Below are 15,236 nucleotides of genomic sequence, written 5' to 3'. Positions count from 1 at the left end.
ACGCCATACTATTCAGAATCATGGCTCCTGCATCGCAAGGCGCGACCGCAGCGTTCGCCGGCGCGCCGGATGAAACGGAACTGGAGCGCCGGGTCGATCCGGCCCGGTTGCCGCGCCACATTGCCGTCATTATGGATGGCAGTGGACGCTGGGCGGCGCGCTATCACCGGCCGCGTGTCACCGGCCATCTGGCCGGAGTGCGCGCCGTGCGGGCGACCGTGGAAGCCTGCGTCCGTCTCCATATTCCTGCCTTGACGCTCTATGCCTTCTCGGCGGAGAACTGGCGCCGGCCGCAAGCCGAAGTCAATTTCCTCATGCGCCTGCTCCGCCGGTATCTGCGCAGCGAGATCCGAGAGCTCAATCAGCAAAACGTGCGGCTGGGCGCCATTGGCCGCCTGCACGAGCTGCCGGCAATGGTACAGCGCGATCTGGAGAGCAGCCTCGCCGCAACCGCCGCCAATACCGGCATGGTGCTCACCCTGGCGTTGAATTATGGTGCCCGCCACGAGCTCGCCGACGCCTGCCAGGCGATCGTAGAAGAGGCGCGGCAGCAGGGAAGTCTGGAGGACCTGACGATCACCGAGAGCGATATCGCCGCGCATCTTTCCACCGCACACCTGCCCGATCTGGATTTGCTCATTCGCACCAGCGGCGAGCTGCGCCTCAGCAACTTTTTGCTGTGGCAACTTGCGTACGCGGAAATCTGGACCACGCCGGTGCTTTGGCCTGATTTCCGCGGCGCCGATTTGCTCCAGGCCCTGCTTGCATTTCAGAGTCGCGAGCGCCGCTTCGGCGGCCTGTCCGCCCAGGAGGAACTACGGTATCGCCTGAAGCTGCCACGAGCCGAGCGCGGAAGCCGACGTCCATGATGCGCGTCTGGACTGCGATCGCGCTGGTTATTCCAGTGCTGGCGGTAGTGGTGTGGGCGCCGGCCTGGCTATTTACTGTGCTCCTCGCGGCGGTAGCCATTTTGGGCGCGCATGAATTTTACGGCCTCGCGCGCGCGTGTGGCGCCTCGCCCTTCCTCTGGATCGGCTCCGTGGCCACAGGTGCCTTTGTGGTGCTCACGGCAATGACCGTCGGAGAGCAAGTTTGGGTCGCGGTGCTGGTGGGCCTGCTGCTGGCGCTCGGGATTCGGGCCCTGTGCCAGCCGAGTTTGATGGCCACGCACGCCTCCAACGCCAGTCTGACCTTGTTCGGCGCATTTTATCTGGGCTTATTGCTCGGTCTGCTGGGTAGCATCCGCAACAGCAGCGCCGGCATCGTTTGGCTGCTCTTTCTCTTTGCTGTCGTCTGGATTGGCGACACCGCCGCGCTCTACGCCGGGCGCGCCTGGGGACGGCATCGCATCGCGCCGCGCGTCAGTCCGAAAAAGACCTGGGAGGGTGCGGCCGCATCGCTTGTCGTCGCCATCCTCTTGGGAGCTGGATTTGGAGCATGGTTCGATGTCGCGCCGGGCCACTGGCCGATCGTGGAAATGGCGGTGCTCGGCGGTGTCATCAATGTCGCGGCGCAAATCGGCGATCTGGTGGAATCGCTATTCAAACGCGGCGCCCAGGTAAAGGATTCGAGCAACCTGCTGCCTGGCCACGGCGGCATCCTCGATCGCATCGACGCCCTGCTCTTCGCCGCGCCGGTGCTTTGGTACTATGTAAGCTACTTTCATTAGCAAAAACAATGTCTTCTGCTACACCGCGCCGCGTTGCTATCCTGGGCGCAACCGGCTCTATCGGGCGCAACACGCTGGATGTGATTCAAGGCCTCGCCGGCCGCTTTGAGATCACCGCTCTTGCCGCCGGCAGCAATGTCGCTATCCTTGCAGAACAGGCGAACCGCTTTCGGCCTCAACTCCTCGCCGTCAAAAATCAGGACTCGATTGCAGCGCTGCGGCAGAAGCTCGACTACGCGCCTCGCATTCTCGCCGGCCAGGAGGGCCTGCTGGCCGCGGCCAGCCAGTGTGGCGCAGACCTTGTGGTGGCGGCTGTGGTTGGCGTGGCTGCGCTCGAGGCCATTTCGGCTGCCCTTTCCAGCGGTTGCACGGTGGCGCTGGCGAACAAAGAGGCACTGGTGGTTTCCGGCGCCGCCTTGCTGGAAGCAGCACGGTTGGGCCGAGGGAGAATCCTTCCCATTGACAGCGAGCATAGCGCGGTTCATCAGTGCCTGCGAGCCGGAAAGCGGCAGGAGCTGGCCCGCGTGATCCTTACGGCTTCCGGCGGACCCTTCCGCACATTCACGGCGGCGGAGCTGGCCCATGTGACGCCTGCTCAGGCGCTTCGCCATCCCACCTGGAACATGGGCACGCGGGTCACGCTGGATTCGGCGACGCTGATGAATAAAGGCTTTGAAATCATGGAGGCCTGCCACCTGTTCGGGCTTGAAGAATCGCAGGTAGGTGTGCTGGTCCATCCTCAGTCCATTGTTCATTCCCTAGTGGAATTTGCCGATGGATCCGTCATAGCCCAGTTGGGGACGGCCGATATGAGAACCCCGATCCAGTACGCCCTGACTTATCCGGACCGGCTCCCGACGGAGCGTTTGCCGTTAAAATTAGAAGAGGTAGGGCGGCTGGAATTTATGCCCCCGGACGATCAGCGTTTTCCATGCCTGGAGTTGGCACGGCAGGCATGGCGGGCTGGAGGAGGTGCGGGGGCGGTTCTCAACGCAGCAGATGAAGTTGCGTTGGAGGCATTTGTCGCCGGCCAGATCGAGTTTCCGGCGATTGCGCGCGTGGTGGAGGAAACGATGCAGCGTATGGGTGCGTCTGCGATATCAACCGTCGCGGAAGCGCTGGCCTGTGATCGGCAGGCGCGCGAAGTGGCGGCTTCGGCGCTGGCGGCGCTCTGCTAAGCACGTCAACTTTTGAACATGAATCCCATCCTGATTGACATTGTTGCGGTTGCAATTGTCCTGGGCGTCATCGTCTTCGTGCACGAGCTGGGGCACTTTATTGCGGCCAAGATTTTCGGCGTGCGGGTCGAGACCTTCTCTCTCGGCTTCGGCAAGCGGCTGATGGGATTTACGGCCGGGGATACCGATTACCGCATCAGCTTGCTTCCTCTGGGCGGCTACGTCCGCATGGCAGGTGAGAATCCGATGGACCAGCCCAGCGGCAAGCCGGACGAATTCCTGTCCAAGCCGCGCTGGCAGCGTTTCATCATCGCCTTTGCCGGACCGTTGATGAACATTTTGCTGGCGATCGGACTGCTGGTGCCCGTCTACATGCGCGAATACCCGCACAATCCGGTCCTGGACCGCCCGGCCGTCGTGGCCGAAGTGCAGCCGGATTCGCCCGCCGCCAAGGCAGGAATTCGACCCCAGGACCGCATCATCGAGGTCGGCGGCAACCAGAACCCCACGTGGGAAACGTTGTTCATGCAGACGGCGATCTCGGTGGACCGGCCGCTGTCGCTGACCATCGACCGCGGCGGCCAGGTTGTGCACACCGCGCTGACGCCGATTCAGGATGGCAACAGCAATCCGCCGCTGGTGGGTTTGGCGCCCGAAGAAGTGACGCGCTTTGGCGAAGTCAACAAAAATTCGCCGGCCGAGCAGGCAGGGTTGAAGCCGGGTGATCTGGCGCTGGCCGTGGACGGCCGTAAAGTGCTCGATCCAGGCAATCTGGTCGAAGAAATCCAGGCGGTGCAGCCGCCTCTGGATTCGGTCAAGCTCGGCACTCCCGGCAAAACCATCACTCTTACCGTGGAACGCAACGGGAAGTCGCTGACGCTGCCGGTTACGCCGACGCTGGCGGAAAATGTGAGTAAGCGGCAGTGGATGATTGGCGCGGCGTTTACCAGCGACACCACCTTCCTGCGTTTGCCGTTTTCTGAGGCGCTGCAACACTCGCTCCAGGACAATAAGCGCTACAGCATGGTGATCCTGGATCTGGTCGGTAAGCTGGTCTCGCAGAAAGCTTCGATCCAGACGCTGCAAGGTCCGGTGGGCATTGCGGCAGTGACGGGCGAGGCGGCGCGCGCCCCCACGCTGCTGCCGCTGTTCTCGGTCACGTCGCTCATCAGCCTGAACCTCGGGCTGCTGAACCTGCTGCCGATTCCGGTGCTCGATGGCGGCATGATTCTGTTCCTGTTCATCGAGTCAATCCTGCGGCATGATGTCTCGACCCGGATCAAGGAGCGCGTCTACCAGGCCGGCTTCGCGTTCCTGCTGATTCTGATGACGGTGGTCGTCTACAACGACATCGTCCGCGCTGTTGTGGTCCGCAACTGATGCCTTCGCGGCGCAAAACGGTCGCGGTCGATGTGGGCGGCGTGTGGGTGGGCGGCAATGCTCCCATCGTCGTGCAGTCGATGACTAACACCGATACGGCGGACGCCGCCGCCACGGCGGCCCAGGTGGGAGCCTTGGCCCGTGCCGGTTCGGAGCTGGTGCGCATCACGGTGAATACCGAAGCTGCCGCCCAAGCCGTGCCGCGCATTCGCGAGCGGCTCGAAGCACATGGCTGTCAAGTCCCGCTGATCGGTGATTTTCACTACAACGGCCACCTGCTGTTGACCAAATATCCGGCCTGCGCTGCAGCGCTGGCCAAGTACCGGATCAATCCCGGCAATGCCGACATCGGCCGCAAGGATTACGGCAATTTTCAGGTTCTGATCGAAACCGCGCTGCGGCATGGCAAGCCGGTGCGTATCGGCGTGAACTGGGGCTCGCTCGATCAGGCGCTGCTGACGCGGATGATGGACGCAAATGCCAAATCCGCCGAACCACTCGGCGCTAAGGAGGTCCTGATCGAGGCGATCGTTGCTTCGGCATTGAACTCAGCCGAGGCTGCCGAGCGCCACGGCCTGCCACGCGACCGCATTATTCTGAGCGCGAAACTATCGGGCGTGCAGGATTTAATCCAGGTCTACCGCAAGCTGGCCGCGGCCTGTGATTATCCGCTGCACCTGGGCTTAACTGAAGCCGGCATGGGCGCCAAGGGCATTGTCGCCTCGACGGCTGCTATGGCGGTGCTGCTGCAGGAGGGTATCGGCGATACCATCCGCGTCTCGCTCACTCCGGCGCCGGCGGGCGACCGCTGCGAGGAAGTGCGCGTCGCACAGCAAATTTTGCAATCGCTCGAACTGCGATCGTTTGCGCCGCAGGTCACCGCCTGCCCCGGCTGCGGCCGGACCACGAGCACGTTTTTTCAGGTCATGGCCGAGCGCATTCAGACCCATATCGAGCAACGCATGCCCGTATGGCGGCGTGAGCGGCCGGGCGTTGCGGCGATGAACGTCGCCGTGATGGGTTGCATCGTCAACGGCCCCGGTGAAAGCCGCCACGCCAATCTCGGCATCTCGCTGCCGGGTACGTTCGAAGATCCCAAAGCGCCCGTCTACATCGACGGCCACCTTTACAAAACCCTCCACGGCGAGCAGCTCGCCGACGAGTTCATCGCCATTCTGGAAGACTACGTCGCCTCGCACTACGCTACGGCAGAAGCTACGGCTAGCTAACGTTGAACAGATCGGGTAGCGGCAGACTCCAGCCGGGAAAGATGCTGGGGGCGTCGAGGACCTGGCCGTTTTCGCGGTATTCAAAGCTGCCGTCAGGTCGGTAAATGCAGACGAGCCGCGTCTCTGGATAGATCACCCAGACCAGCCGCACGCCGGCTTGCAGATACTGCCGGACCTTCAAGGCCAGATCGGCCGGACTGTTCGAGGGTGACACGATCTCGACAGCCAGATCGGGGGCACCCTCGATGCGGTCGTTCAGATCCATGTCTCGAAGCCGGCCGGCGGTCACGAAGGCAAAATCGGGTATGCGGATCGTAGCGGTTGCCAGGCGACAGTCCATCTCGGTGAGCAATACGCCAAGTTTGTGCTCCTGACAGAATGCTCCGAGCGAAAGGTGTAGGCGCTCACGCACCAGGTTATGTAGCAGCCGGGGAGAGGCGGTCACAACGAGTTCGCCTTCGCTGAGTTCATAGGCTTTCCCCTCCTCGCGTGGCAGCGCGTCGAAATCGGCCTCCGTGAGCAGCGTCCGCGTGCTCATTTCGATCCTCCTAGCTCCGGGAAACACTGAACAGCTCGCCTAATTGGATGGACCAGCCGGGCAGCAACTCAGGCGCGTCGAGCACTTGGCCGTCTTCGCGAATCTCGACCCGCTCGCCCGGGCGATAAATGTAGACCATTTGGGTTTGCGGGTACACAATCCAGACCAGCCTGGCGCCAGTTTGCAGGTACTGTTTGGCTTTGAGGATCAAATCGCTAGGTTCGTTAGAAGGCGACACGACCTCGATGGCGAGTTCCGGCGCACCCTGAATGCGCTCGTCTATGTTTTGTAGTCGCATGCGCTCGGAGGTTACAAACGACAGATCGGGAATGCGGACGGTCTCGGCACTCAGATGGAACTCCATCTCCCAAAAAACGCTGCCGAGATGGTGAGCGTCGGCAAAAATGATTAGCGACTTCCCCAATTTCTCCCGCACAATGCCGTGCAGCGGCCGTGGTGACGCCGTCATGACCAGCTCTCCCTCGCTGAGCTCATATTTCTTTGGCTCGACGCGCGGCAGGGCGTCGAATTGCGCCAGCGTCAGCAGAGTTCGCGTGCTCATTACCGCACTCCGACTGGGGCCTCCACGGGTGTGAGCCAGCCGTAGATGTCGTCAGATTCGCCGCGGGCGAGGGCGAAGAAGCGGTCCTGGATGGCCTTGGTCATGGGACCGCGGGTGCCGGCGCCGACGAGGCGATGGTCGACGGATTTGATGGGCGAAATTTCGACCGCTGTGCCGCAGAAGAAGGCTTCGTCGGCGAGATAAAGGGCTTCGCGCGGCAGCGGCTCTTGCACGACCTCCAGCCCCATGTCGCCGGCGATGCGGATGATGGAATCGCGGGTAATACCGGGCAGCACGGAGGAACTGAGCGGGGGGGTAAAGAGTTTGCCCTCCCGCACCAGAAAGACGTTTTCGCCGCTGCCTTCACTGAGGTGGCCGGTTTCGTCGAGGGCGATGCCTTCCTGGTAACCGTCGGCGAGCGCTTCCTGCTTGATCAACTGTGAATTCATGTAGTTGGCGGCGGCTTTGGCCATGACCGGGAGGGTGTTGGGCGCCAATCGCGTCCAGGAGGCGATGCGGGCGTCCACGCCTTCAGTAACGGTTTTGCCGCCGAGGTAATCGGACCAGTTCCAGGCGGCAATATAGGTTTCAATCGGGCAGTCACCATCCTTAATGCCGATGCCCATGCTGCCGTAACCGCGCAGGACGATGGGCCGGATGTAGGCCTGGGGCAGGTGATTCACCCGGATCAGTTCGACGCAGGCGCGCTCGAGCTGGGAGCGGGTGAACCCGATTTCCATCTGGTAGACCTTGGCTGAGTTCAGCAACCGCTGCATGTGGTCGCGGAGGCGGAAAATAGCGGGCCCGTGGGCGGTCGAGTAGCAGCGCAGGCCCTCGAACAGGCCGGAACCGTAGCTGACGATGTGGGACAAAACATGGATGCGGGCGTCGTCCCAGGCCACCATGCTGCCGTTCCGCCAAATTTTCTCACTCGGAGTTAGCGCCATGGCGTCAGTATACTAGACCGAAATGAGCTCGGAATCCTCCATTCGTCTGGTCCTCGATGAGGACGAAACCACAGCGGCACGAATCAAGGTCATCGGCATCGGTGGCGGCGGCGGCAATGCCGTGAACCGCATGATCGATGCGCACCTCGATGGCGTGGAGTTCATCGTCGCCAACACCGACATTCAGGCGCTCAAGCTGTCACTGGCGCCGGTGAAGATTCAGCTTGGAGGCAAGCTGACGGGCGGGCGCGGTGCCGGCAGCGATCCCGACGTCGGGCGGCAAGCGGCGCTGGAGGATACCGAAAAGATCCTCGAGGCGCTCGACGGCGCCGACATGGTATTTGTCACGGCGGGACTGGGCGGCGGTACGGGCACCGGCGCGGCGCCGGTGATTGCCTCGCTGGCGAATGAGATCGGCGCCTTGACGGTTGCGGTGGTGACGAAGCCGTTTCAATTCGAGGGCAAACGTCGCATGGCACAGGCCGAGCAGGGACTGAAGGAACTGGCCGAAGCGGTGGATACGGTGATCACCATTCCCAACGACCGGCTGTTGATGGTGGCGCAGAATGCGGCGTTTGTGGAATCCTTCCGTATTGCCGATGACATTCTGCGGCAGGCGGTGCAGGGGATCAGCGACATCATCACGATTCCCGGCATCATTAACCGCGATTTCGCCGACGTAAAAACCATCATGCACGGCATGGGCTACGCCATCATGGGCACGGCGGTGGCGACCGGACCCCATCGCGCGGTGGAAGCGGCGCGGTCGGCGATTTCGAGCCCGCTGCTGGAGAACACATCGATCGACGGCGCGCGCGGCATCCTCATCAATATCAGCGGCTCCAGCAACCTGATGCTGTCGGAAGTCAATGAAGCCTCAAGCGTGATTCAGGCGGCGGCACACGAAGATGCCAACATCATTTTTGGCGCCACACTGAATGAGGAGATGGGCGACCAGATCAAGATCACCGTCATCGCCACCGGCTTCCGCGCCGAGTATATTCAGCAGCAGAAACACACGCCGCCGGCAGCACCGGTAATCACTGCAGCGGCTTCGAGCACCACCACGCGCATGCCCGCTGGATCGGGCGCACCCGGGGCGGCGGCTGCGGCCGCAGGGGGCGAGGACGATCTCGATATTCCGGCCTTCATGCGGCTGAACAGCTCCAGCACTCCCGGTCAGGGAAACCCGGGATCATCGAACTGAGCCATGCACCTGCGCCACCTGGGCATTACCATACTGCTGTTATGCTTGGCCGCAGTTGCAGCGGCGGCACCGAGCACGCCCGAACTGCTGCCCTATCCCCGGCAGATTACGATGCAAGGTGGCGCGCTGATTCTGAATCGCCGCGTCACGATTGGGGTCGAGAGCAAGAACGCACAGGATCGGTCTGCGGCCCAGGTGCTGGCGCAGGAGCTGAGCCGCATCGACCATCTACCCGTGCGGATCAAGCAGGGCCACAGCGGCGAGATCCTGCTGGTGCGGGCCCAGAGCAAGCGTGGCGAACAACTGCTGCAGCGTGCGGGCGTGAGTCTGCCGCCGGCAGCGCAGACCGAAGGTTACGTGCTGCTGGTGTCGCCGAAGCAGGCGGTGGTGATTGCGGCAAGCGCTGCGGGGATACTGTACGGGGTGGAAACGCTCCGTCAGTTGTTTCATCCGCTGGCGGACGCGGCCGTTGCCGATGCCACGCAAATTGTGGACTGGCCGGCGCTGCGCTGGCGCGGGGTGCAGATGGACCTCAGCCGGGGCGCCATTCCTTCGCTGGCCGCGTTCCGGCGCGATATCCCACTGCTGGCGGAGTTCAAGATCAACGCACTGGTGCTGTATTTCGAGAACACATTCGCCTATTCGAACCTGCCTGTGTGGGCGGTCCCGGGCGGAGCGATCACGCCGGAGGAAGCGACCGAGATCGTCTCACTGGCGGCGAAGTACCACATTACGGTGATTCCCGAACAGGAGGCGTTCGGGCATCTCCACCTGGGGTTGCGGGAAGAACGCTTTCAGAATCTGCTGGAGAAGCCCTATGGCGGCCTGCTGTCGCCGGCCGTCCCCGCCTCGCTCGATTTCATCAGCAAGATGTATGCCGAGCTGGCGCAATATTTTCCCGGACCGTTCTTTCACATCGGCGCAGACGAGACCATCGCGCTCGGCACCGGACGGTCACAGGCGATGCAGAAGGCCGAAGGCGCCGGGGCGCTGTATCTGAACTACATTAAGGCCATCGCGCAGCGGCTCGAGCCCTACCACCGCAAGATTCTGTTCTGGGGCGACATTGCGCAAAACCACCCCGAGCTGCTTTCGCAATTGCCCAAGGACATGATCGCGGTGCCGTGGAACTACGCCCCACGCCAGAGCTTCGTGAAGCTCATCCAGCCGTTTACCGATGCGGGTCTGGAGACCTGGGTCGCGCCGGGCGTGAGCAACTGGAGCCGGATTTTCCCGGATTACAACGAAGCCACGCCCAACATCGTCAACTTCGTGCGTGACGGCCGTGCGCTCGGTGCTACCGGCATTCTCAATACCAACTGGAATGACGACGGCGAGAGCATGTTCGACTACTGCTGGTACGGCATTGCGCTGGGCGCTGCGCAGGGATGGGAAGAGCAGCCTTCGGTGCCGCGTTTTCAGGGCGCTTACGACTGGGCGCTGTACCGCGCCGATGGGCATTTCTTCCTGAAGCAGATCGAAACGCTCACGCAGATCCATGCGCTGCTGGAGAAGACCATCCATGCTGATGGCAGCGACCGGCTGATGTGGCACCAAGCCTTCAGCCCGGAGGGCCAGCGCATCTACGGCGAGATGGCGCCAGCGGCACATCCGGTGCGCTTGCTCGCCGAGGATGTGATTGCGTCGATGGCAGCGCACCGCGACGGCGCCCGGCGCTACCCGAAACTGCTGATGCCGGTCGAATTTGCCGCCCGCCGCTTTGATTTTGTGGGGGAAAAGGCGATTTACGCGGTGCTGATCGCCCAACTGTACAAGCAGGCCGGGAAGCCGGGCCAGGCCCCGTACAAGGTCAACCGGATCTTCAACCGCATTAATTCGATCAACGGCCTTGTGCAGGACATGCGCGATGGCGTGACCACGCTGCGGGGCGAGTACAGAGCATTGTGGCTGGAGGGCAACACGCCCTACTTTGTGGGTAACATTCTGGTGCGCTACGACAACGAGCGCATGTACTGGGAGCAGCAGTCGCGGCGGTTTACACGGGTTCAGCGGGCGTACAACACTGAAGGCACTCTGCCGCCGCTAGTTTCCGACCCGGTAGCGCAGCAGCGTCCATAGCGCCACGCAACCGTCACGGGCACGGATCTTTTTGCCCGAGGCGCGGCTGCGGGCATGATACTGAACGGGCACTTCGTGAATGCGGATGCCGCGGCGGCAGAGCTTTGCGGTCACTTCCGGGCAGAACTCGAAGCGCCGGCAGCGCAGCTGGAGGCTGCGCAGCAGCTCCGTGCGGAAGACCTTGTAAGCCGTCGCCTCATCGCTGAGGCCGGCGCGGTAGAGAATGTTGGCGGTTCCAGACAAAATGCGGTTGGCAAGCCAAGAGCCGGAGCTCATGCCGAGCTCTTGCCGCCTGCAGCCATTCAGAAATCGGGAACCGAAGACGACCTCGGCTTGGCCGCTGATCATGGGGCCAAAGAGCCGGGAGTAGTCGGCGGGATCGTATTCCAGGTCAGCATCCTGAATGAGCACGCACTCGCCGCGCACCTGATCCAGCGCGACCCGAATGGCCGTGCCCTTGCCAAAGGGAGGACGCCCGTTGCTGGCATAGAGAATCGTCTTGATGCCTGGGTGCGCGATGGACGTCAGGAAGGCGCGGGAGCCGTCGGTCGAGCCGCCATCGACGACGAGAATTTCGCGGTCGCAGCCGGGAGGCAAGGGTGCAGCGAGTACCTGCTGGAGAACCTGCGCTAGGGTTCCGATCTCGTTGTAAACCGGAATGATAATGGAGACGATCATGAGGCGGTGCCAGCGCGGGCGCGGTTCGCGCGCAGGGCGATCCAGCAGGCAGCGAGCAGGATGACTTCCGGGTCGAGGGCGAGCCGGTAGCGCGGAATGGCTTCAGTGAAATAGTAGGCGAAGGGAATCAGTATCGGGAAAATTGCCGCTGCCCAAGCGACGGTGGCTTTGCGGCGGAGCAGGGCAGTGATGCCGGCGAGTGCGCCCAGGCCGAGCAACAGATCGGCGAACAGAACGTAACGAACCTGCCAGTTTCCCCAAAGAAAAGTGTGGAGGGGGTGCGGCGTGCCGCCGGACCAGAATGCCCGGAAGCGCAGCCACGCGCGCTCTGCCGTCTGGAGAGGATGTGCCGCAATATAGGCAAGCGCGGCGCCAAACTTGGCGCGCATGTAAGGCACTTCGCCCTGGCGCACAAATAACGCCCGCTCGCTGAGATCGTCGAGCGGATGCTGCTGACCGTGCCAGGGAACCGTGGTATCGGTGTTGTTGCCCAACCAAAGTGACAATCCCAAGTCGCTGCGTATGGGCACCCAGGCGTGGAACGCTTCGCGGTTCCGGACTGTCCAGGGCAGGACGCACAGAACGGTCACGAGCAGAGCCAGGGCAGCGCGTGGCATGGCGGCCCGCCGCCAGAGCAGCACTGCAAACAAGATGGGCAACACCGCAATGAAAACCGGATTGGTCAGCAGAAGGACAGTCCAGAGCACGCCGTAGAGAACCCAATCCCGCGCGCGGTCGCCGTCGTCGAGCAGTCGCAGCGTCAGCCACAAAACGGTAATCCCCAGCAGGGCGGAGAGGCAGCCATCCCACATGCTCTGGTAGGTGAGCAGGATGGCGTTCGGATAGATGGCCCAAAGCCAGCAGGCGAGCAGGCCGGCAAGCTGGGCCGTGCGCTGGCTGCCGACGTGCCGGGCCATCGCTCGGGTTGCAGCAAATAACGGCAGGCACACCAAAGTGGCGAAAACGACGTTCAGGGACACGGCAGCGATAAACGCCGAAAACGAGGCCACCCCGAAAAGCCGGAACAGGATGGCCAGCAGCCCTGGGTAGACCGGTGCGACCCAGGCCGTGGGGCCGCTCGCAACCGGCAGCGGCGAGGCAAAGCCATGGCCGGTCGCCAAGGCGCGGGCGATGTTGCCGGATTCGAAGGCGAAGGGCGCGATCGGTACAGCGCTGTGGCTTACACGCTCCAGGTAAGTCCAGCCGAATCCGACTCGCAGGCATGCCGTCGCGGCCAACGGAATCCAAAACTGCTGGGGGAAGGCTGGCTGCGATCTACCCCGGGGTGCAGACTCAGCCGAGCGCTGTGCTTGGGCGTGCAGCATGGGTTGCATGCCTGGATCTCATTGTAGTCGAAACGGCCCGCGGTCGGCGCCGCGGAGCGGGGATATATCCCACTTCTGATAGAAGTGACCTCGGTCACTGGCCCAGACGGCGTAGTGGGCTAGGGTAAAGCAGGTGAACTTTGATGACACCTCTTTATACGACCACCGCGGCTTCTGCGCGTCGAGCGCACGGGCGGCGTTGGCTTGCTCTACTACTGTTTTTCATATTTCCCGCTGTTTCGGTTCTGGCCCAGCAGCACCGGTCAGAACCGAAGTCAAAAACGAATGTCCAGCCGGCAGGTTCGATCATTGTCCGGAATCCCAGCGATGTTCCTCCTCCGATCGGCACACGCGGACCGGAAGTGGTACGAGTGGTTCTGACCGCCAAAGAACTGGTGGCGCCTCTCGATCCGGAGACCGGCGTGTCGTACAGCTACTGGACGTTTGATGGCAAGGTTCCTGGACCGATGATTCGCGTGCGCGTCGGCGACACCGTTGAGGTGACGCTGTACAACAACGCGAGCAATCACATGGCCCACTCTCTGGATTTTCACGCAGCACTTGGGCCGGGCGGCGGCATGGGGCTTTCCGAATTGCCTCCGGAGCCTGGAGGCCAGCTTAACTGGGGCCGCACATTCAGTTTCAAAGCCACCGTTCCCGGATTGTTCGTGTATCACTGTGGCACGCCGGTGGCGGCGGACCACGTCGCCAACGGCATGTACGGGCTGGTTCTCGTGGAACCGCCCGGCGGCCTGCGCCGTGTCGATCACGAGTACTACGTGATGCAGGGCGAGATTTACACCGATGGTCCGGGCAAGCGCGGTGACACGCTATCGCTCGATGAAACGCGACTGCTGGAAGAAAAGCCGCAGTTCATCGTCTTCAATGGCGCCGTCGATGCCCTCACCAAGCAGTACCCGCTGAGGGCGCGCGTCGGCCAGACGGTACGGATTTTCTTCGGCAATGCGGGACCGAATCTCACCTCCTCGCCGCACGTCATCGGGGAGATGTTTACGCACTACTACCCGTTTGGATCGCTGGAGTCGCCGCCGCTCGAGGGTGTACAGACCGGTACCGTGCCGCCCGGCAGCGCGGCCATTTTGGAGATGAAGGCCAAGATGCCGGGGCAATTTACGCTGGTCGATCATGCTCTGGAGCGGGTGACGAAGGGCCTGGTGGGCATCTTCAGCGTCAGCGGTGAGGATGTCGCTCATCTGATGTACGCGGGACCGGATGAGCGCATCGGGGCAATTCCGCCGCTGGCGATCACGCCGGAGGATGCGGAGGAAGCTTTTCTGGCGGACCAGTCCGATGCGCCGTCGCCGTTGATCGCGGCCGAGCTTGCCAGCTCGGTCGTGGTCTCGACCACCAAGGTCACGATGACGGACATGAACTTCGTGCCCGCGGTGATCCAGATCCGGCCGGGACAGGCGGTGACGTGGGTCAACACCTCGGGCACGATGCATACCGTGGTGGACGATCCCAACGTGGCGCTGAGCCGCGCGGACGTCATGCTGCCGATTGGCGCGGCAACGTTCGCCTCCTCGTTCCTGCAGCCCGGACAAAGCTACACGCGGGTGTTCACGCAACCGGGCATTTACCGCTATGTGTGCACGCAGCACGAGCATAACGGCATGATCGGCACGGTGATCGTGAAAGCGCCCGGCGCCGGCAGCGTTCTGATCGCGGAACAGCGAAAGCACCCCTAGCGCGCCAGCGGATTGCGCCACTTCACCGACTTGAGCCGCGTGAAGTCGGCGTCGGCGGTGTGGACGACGGCGTCGTGAGCGATAGCGAGCGCGGCCAGGACAGCATCGCTTGCCAAGTTGCCTGGGGTTCCGCAGGCGTCGAGCAGAGCCAATGCACGCGACAGATCCGATGCCTCGACGTGCAGAAGGCTTACTTGGTGGCGTGCGATCCAGTCGCGCACTATCGCGGTAGCCGCTTGGACCGACAGCGGTTCGCGGAAGGCAAAGCTCTGGGTAGACAGTCTCACGAATCCCAGCGCCACCGGTACAGCCAAGCCCACGGGTTCGGCGCCGTTCATGACTCCAAGCCACCAAGCGGCGGCCTCACGGTGGAAACGGGATTCCGGATTGTAGGCGTACAGCAGGAGATTGATATCCGGCAAAATCAAGACCGGCCCCGTCGCTTTTTCGTGGCCCGCTCCTGAATTGCCGCCGCAGCCGCTTCGGCTCGGCGCATGCGCTCCACCAGGGCTTTGTCTTCCAGTTGGTCGGCGAACTGCCCCAGCCGGGTATCGTCGATTCCGGGCCGCAAACCCCGGGGGCCCGGGCGCAACACAAAGGCCTCTGACTTGCGGGGCTGTCCTACAGTCAGTGCGCGCCGCACGGCCTGATTCAGGCTCTGCTTAAAGCTGCTGCGCGTTCGATGCATTTCGTCCTGCAACAGGCGCAGCACGTCCGCATCCAATGTCACAGTGG

At 62.7% G+C, this 15,236-nt stretch carries 15 protein-coding genes; 8 read left to right on the top strand and 7 right to left on the bottom strand.

The genetic code is table 11. The features are described from left to right. The first annotated feature begins 20 nt into the window (after window positions 1-20). Genes EPN33_09265 through EPN33_09245 form a run of 5 tightly spaced genes read left to right on the top strand, consistent with a single transcriptional unit; the run spans window position 21 to window position 5,456 of the window. Complete coding sequence (locus tag EPN33_09265; GenBank protein TAN21841.1) at window positions 21-869, top strand: isoprenyl transferase; 849 nt, start codon at window positions 21-23, stop codon at window positions 867-869. Then, a complete protein-coding gene (locus EPN33_09260; protein ID TAN21840.1) occupies window positions 866-1,669 on the top strand; it encodes a phosphatidate cytidylyltransferase in 804 nt (267 codons plus the stop codon). The genes EPN33_09265 and EPN33_09260 overlap by 4 nt, the downstream gene beginning before the upstream one ends. 8 nt (window positions 1,670-1,677) lie before the next feature. After that, complete coding sequence (locus EPN33_09255; GenBank protein TAN21839.1) at window positions 1,678-2,847, top strand: 1-deoxy-D-xylulose-5-phosphate reductoisomerase; 1,170 nt, start codon at window positions 1,678-1,680, stop codon at window positions 2,845-2,847. An 18-nt stretch (window positions 2,848-2,865) separates the two neighbouring features. Beyond that, entirely contained in the window at window positions 2,866-4,227 is a 1,362-nt protein-coding gene (gene rseP, locus EPN33_09250) for an RIP metalloprotease RseP (GenBank protein TAN21838.1), read from the top strand. Then, window positions 4,227-5,456, top strand: a complete 1,230-nt coding sequence (locus EPN33_09245; GenBank protein ID TAN21837.1) for a flavodoxin-dependent (E)-4-hydroxy-3-methylbut-2-enyl-diphosphate synthase — start codon at window positions 4,227-4,229, stop codon at window positions 5,454-5,456. The genes rseP and EPN33_09245 overlap by 1 nt, the downstream gene beginning before the upstream one ends. Here the strand turns inward: EPN33_09245 and EPN33_09240 are convergent. Genes EPN33_09240 through EPN33_09230 form a run of 3 tightly spaced genes read right to left on the bottom strand, consistent with a single transcriptional unit; the run spans window position 5,449 to window position 7,503 of the window. Continuing rightward, the gene (locus EPN33_09240; protein ID TAN21836.1) at window positions 5,449-5,994 is read right to left on the bottom strand and encodes a Uma2 family endonuclease; all 546 of its coding nucleotides are present in this window, start codon (window positions 5,992-5,994) and stop codon (window positions 5,449-5,451) included. The two genes, EPN33_09245 and EPN33_09240, sit on opposite strands and share 8 nt — an antisense overlap. A 10-nt stretch (window positions 5,995-6,004) precedes the next feature. Then, the gene (locus EPN33_09235) at window positions 6,005-6,556 is read right to left on the bottom strand and encodes a Uma2 family endonuclease (protein ID TAN21835.1); all 552 of its coding nucleotides are present in this window, start codon (window positions 6,554-6,556) and stop codon (window positions 6,005-6,007) included. After that, complete coding sequence (locus EPN33_09230) at window positions 6,556-7,503, bottom strand: branched-chain amino acid transaminase (protein ID TAN21834.1); 948 nt, start codon at window positions 7,501-7,503, stop codon at window positions 6,556-6,558. The genes EPN33_09235 and EPN33_09230 overlap by 1 nt, the downstream gene beginning before the upstream one ends. 22 nt (window positions 7,504-7,525) lie before the next feature. On the opposite strand from EPN33_09230, the gene ftsZ reads away from it, so the two are divergent. Then, complete coding sequence (ftsZ, locus tag EPN33_09225) at window positions 7,526-8,710, top strand: cell division protein FtsZ (protein TAN21833.1); 1,185 nt, start codon at window positions 7,526-7,528, stop codon at window positions 8,708-8,710. A gap of 3 nt (window positions 8,711-8,713) precedes the next feature. After that, window positions 8,714-10,789: a hypothetical protein gene (locus tag EPN33_09220; protein TAN21832.1), complete on the top strand. Its 2,076-nt coding sequence runs from the start codon at window positions 8,714-8,716 to the stop codon at window positions 10,787-10,789. Here the strand turns inward: EPN33_09220 and EPN33_09215 are convergent. Beyond that, entirely contained in the window at window positions 10,754-11,467 is a 714-nt protein-coding gene (locus EPN33_09215) for a glycosyltransferase family 2 protein (protein TAN21831.1), read from the bottom strand. The two genes, EPN33_09220 and EPN33_09215, sit on opposite strands and share 36 nt — an antisense overlap. Continuing rightward, complete coding sequence (locus tag EPN33_09210) at window positions 11,464-12,801, bottom strand: hypothetical protein (GenBank protein ID TAN21830.1); 1,338 nt, start codon at window positions 12,799-12,801, stop codon at window positions 11,464-11,466. The genes EPN33_09215 and EPN33_09210 overlap by 4 nt, the downstream gene beginning before the upstream one ends. Before the next feature lie 131 nt (window positions 12,802-12,932). On the opposite strand from EPN33_09210, the gene EPN33_09205 reads away from it, so the two are divergent. Beyond that, window positions 12,933-14,501 (top strand): hypothetical protein, encoded by a 1,569-nt coding sequence (locus EPN33_09205; protein ID TAN21829.1) that lies wholly within the window; start codon window positions 12,933-12,935, stop codon window positions 14,499-14,501. Here the strand turns inward: EPN33_09205 and EPN33_09200 are convergent. After that, window positions 14,498-14,929 carry a PIN domain-containing protein gene (locus tag EPN33_09200; GenBank protein ID TAN21828.1) on the bottom strand — a complete coding sequence of 144 codons (432 nt, stop codon included), beginning with the start codon at window positions 14,927-14,929 and terminating at the stop codon, window positions 14,498-14,500. The two genes, EPN33_09205 and EPN33_09200, sit on opposite strands and share 4 nt — an antisense overlap. After that, the gene (locus EPN33_09195) at window positions 14,926-15,225 is read right to left on the bottom strand and encodes an antitoxin (GenBank protein TAN21827.1); all 300 of its coding nucleotides are present in this window, start codon (window positions 15,223-15,225) and stop codon (window positions 14,926-14,928) included. Before EPN33_09195 ends, EPN33_09200 begins: the two co-directional genes overlap by 4 nt. Window positions 15,226-15,236: the final 11 nt, after the last annotated feature.

Source organism: Acidobacteriota bacterium (assembly GCA_004299485.1).
Classification (GTDB): domain Bacteria; phylum Acidobacteriota; class Terriglobia; order Terriglobales; family SCQP01; genus SCQP01.
The sequence above is the reverse complement of the archived record's forward strand: the minus strand, read 5'-3'. Positions and strand labels throughout refer to the sequence as shown.

What these genes read in the sequence shown, in the direction of transcription:
- EPN33_09265 (TAN21841.1), top strand. Translation starts at nt 21, where the DNA reads ATGGCTCCTGCATCGCAAGGCGCGACCGCAGCGTTCGCCGGCGCGCCG.
- EPN33_09260 (TAN21840.1), top strand. Translation starts at nt 866, where the DNA reads ATGATGCGCGTCTGGACTGCGATCGCGCTGGTTATTCCAGTGCTGGCG.
- EPN33_09255 (TAN21839.1), top strand. Translation starts at nt 1,678, where the DNA reads ATGTCTTCTGCTACACCGCGCCGCGTTGCTATCCTGGGCGCAACCGGC.
- rseP (TAN21838.1), top strand. Translation starts at nt 2,866, where the DNA reads ATGAATCCCATCCTGATTGACATTGTTGCGGTTGCAATTGTCCTGGGC.
- EPN33_09245 (TAN21837.1), top strand. Translation starts at nt 4,227, where the DNA reads ATGCCTTCGCGGCGCAAAACGGTCGCGGTCGATGTGGGCGGCGTGTGG.
- EPN33_09240 (TAN21836.1), bottom strand. Translation starts at nt 5,994, where the DNA reads ATGAGCACGCGGACGCTGCTCACGGAGGCCGATTTCGACGCGCTGCCA.
- EPN33_09235 (TAN21835.1), bottom strand. Translation starts at nt 6,556, where the DNA reads ATGAGCACGCGAACTCTGCTGACGCTGGCGCAATTCGACGCCCTGCCG.
- EPN33_09230 (TAN21834.1), bottom strand. Translation starts at nt 7,503, where the DNA reads ATGGCGCTAACTCCGAGTGAGAAAATTTGGCGGAACGGCAGCATGGTG.
- ftsZ (TAN21833.1), top strand. Translation starts at nt 7,526, where the DNA reads ATGAGCTCGGAATCCTCCATTCGTCTGGTCCTCGATGAGGACGAAACC.
- EPN33_09220 (TAN21832.1), top strand. Translation starts at nt 8,714, where the DNA reads ATGCACCTGCGCCACCTGGGCATTACCATACTGCTGTTATGCTTGGCC.
- EPN33_09215 (TAN21831.1), bottom strand. Translation starts at nt 11,467, where the DNA reads ATGATCGTCTCCATTATCATTCCGGTTTACAACGAGATCGGAACCCTA.
- EPN33_09210 (TAN21830.1), bottom strand. Translation starts at nt 12,801, where the DNA reads ATGCAACCCATGCTGCACGCCCAAGCACAGCGCTCGGCTGAGTCTGCA.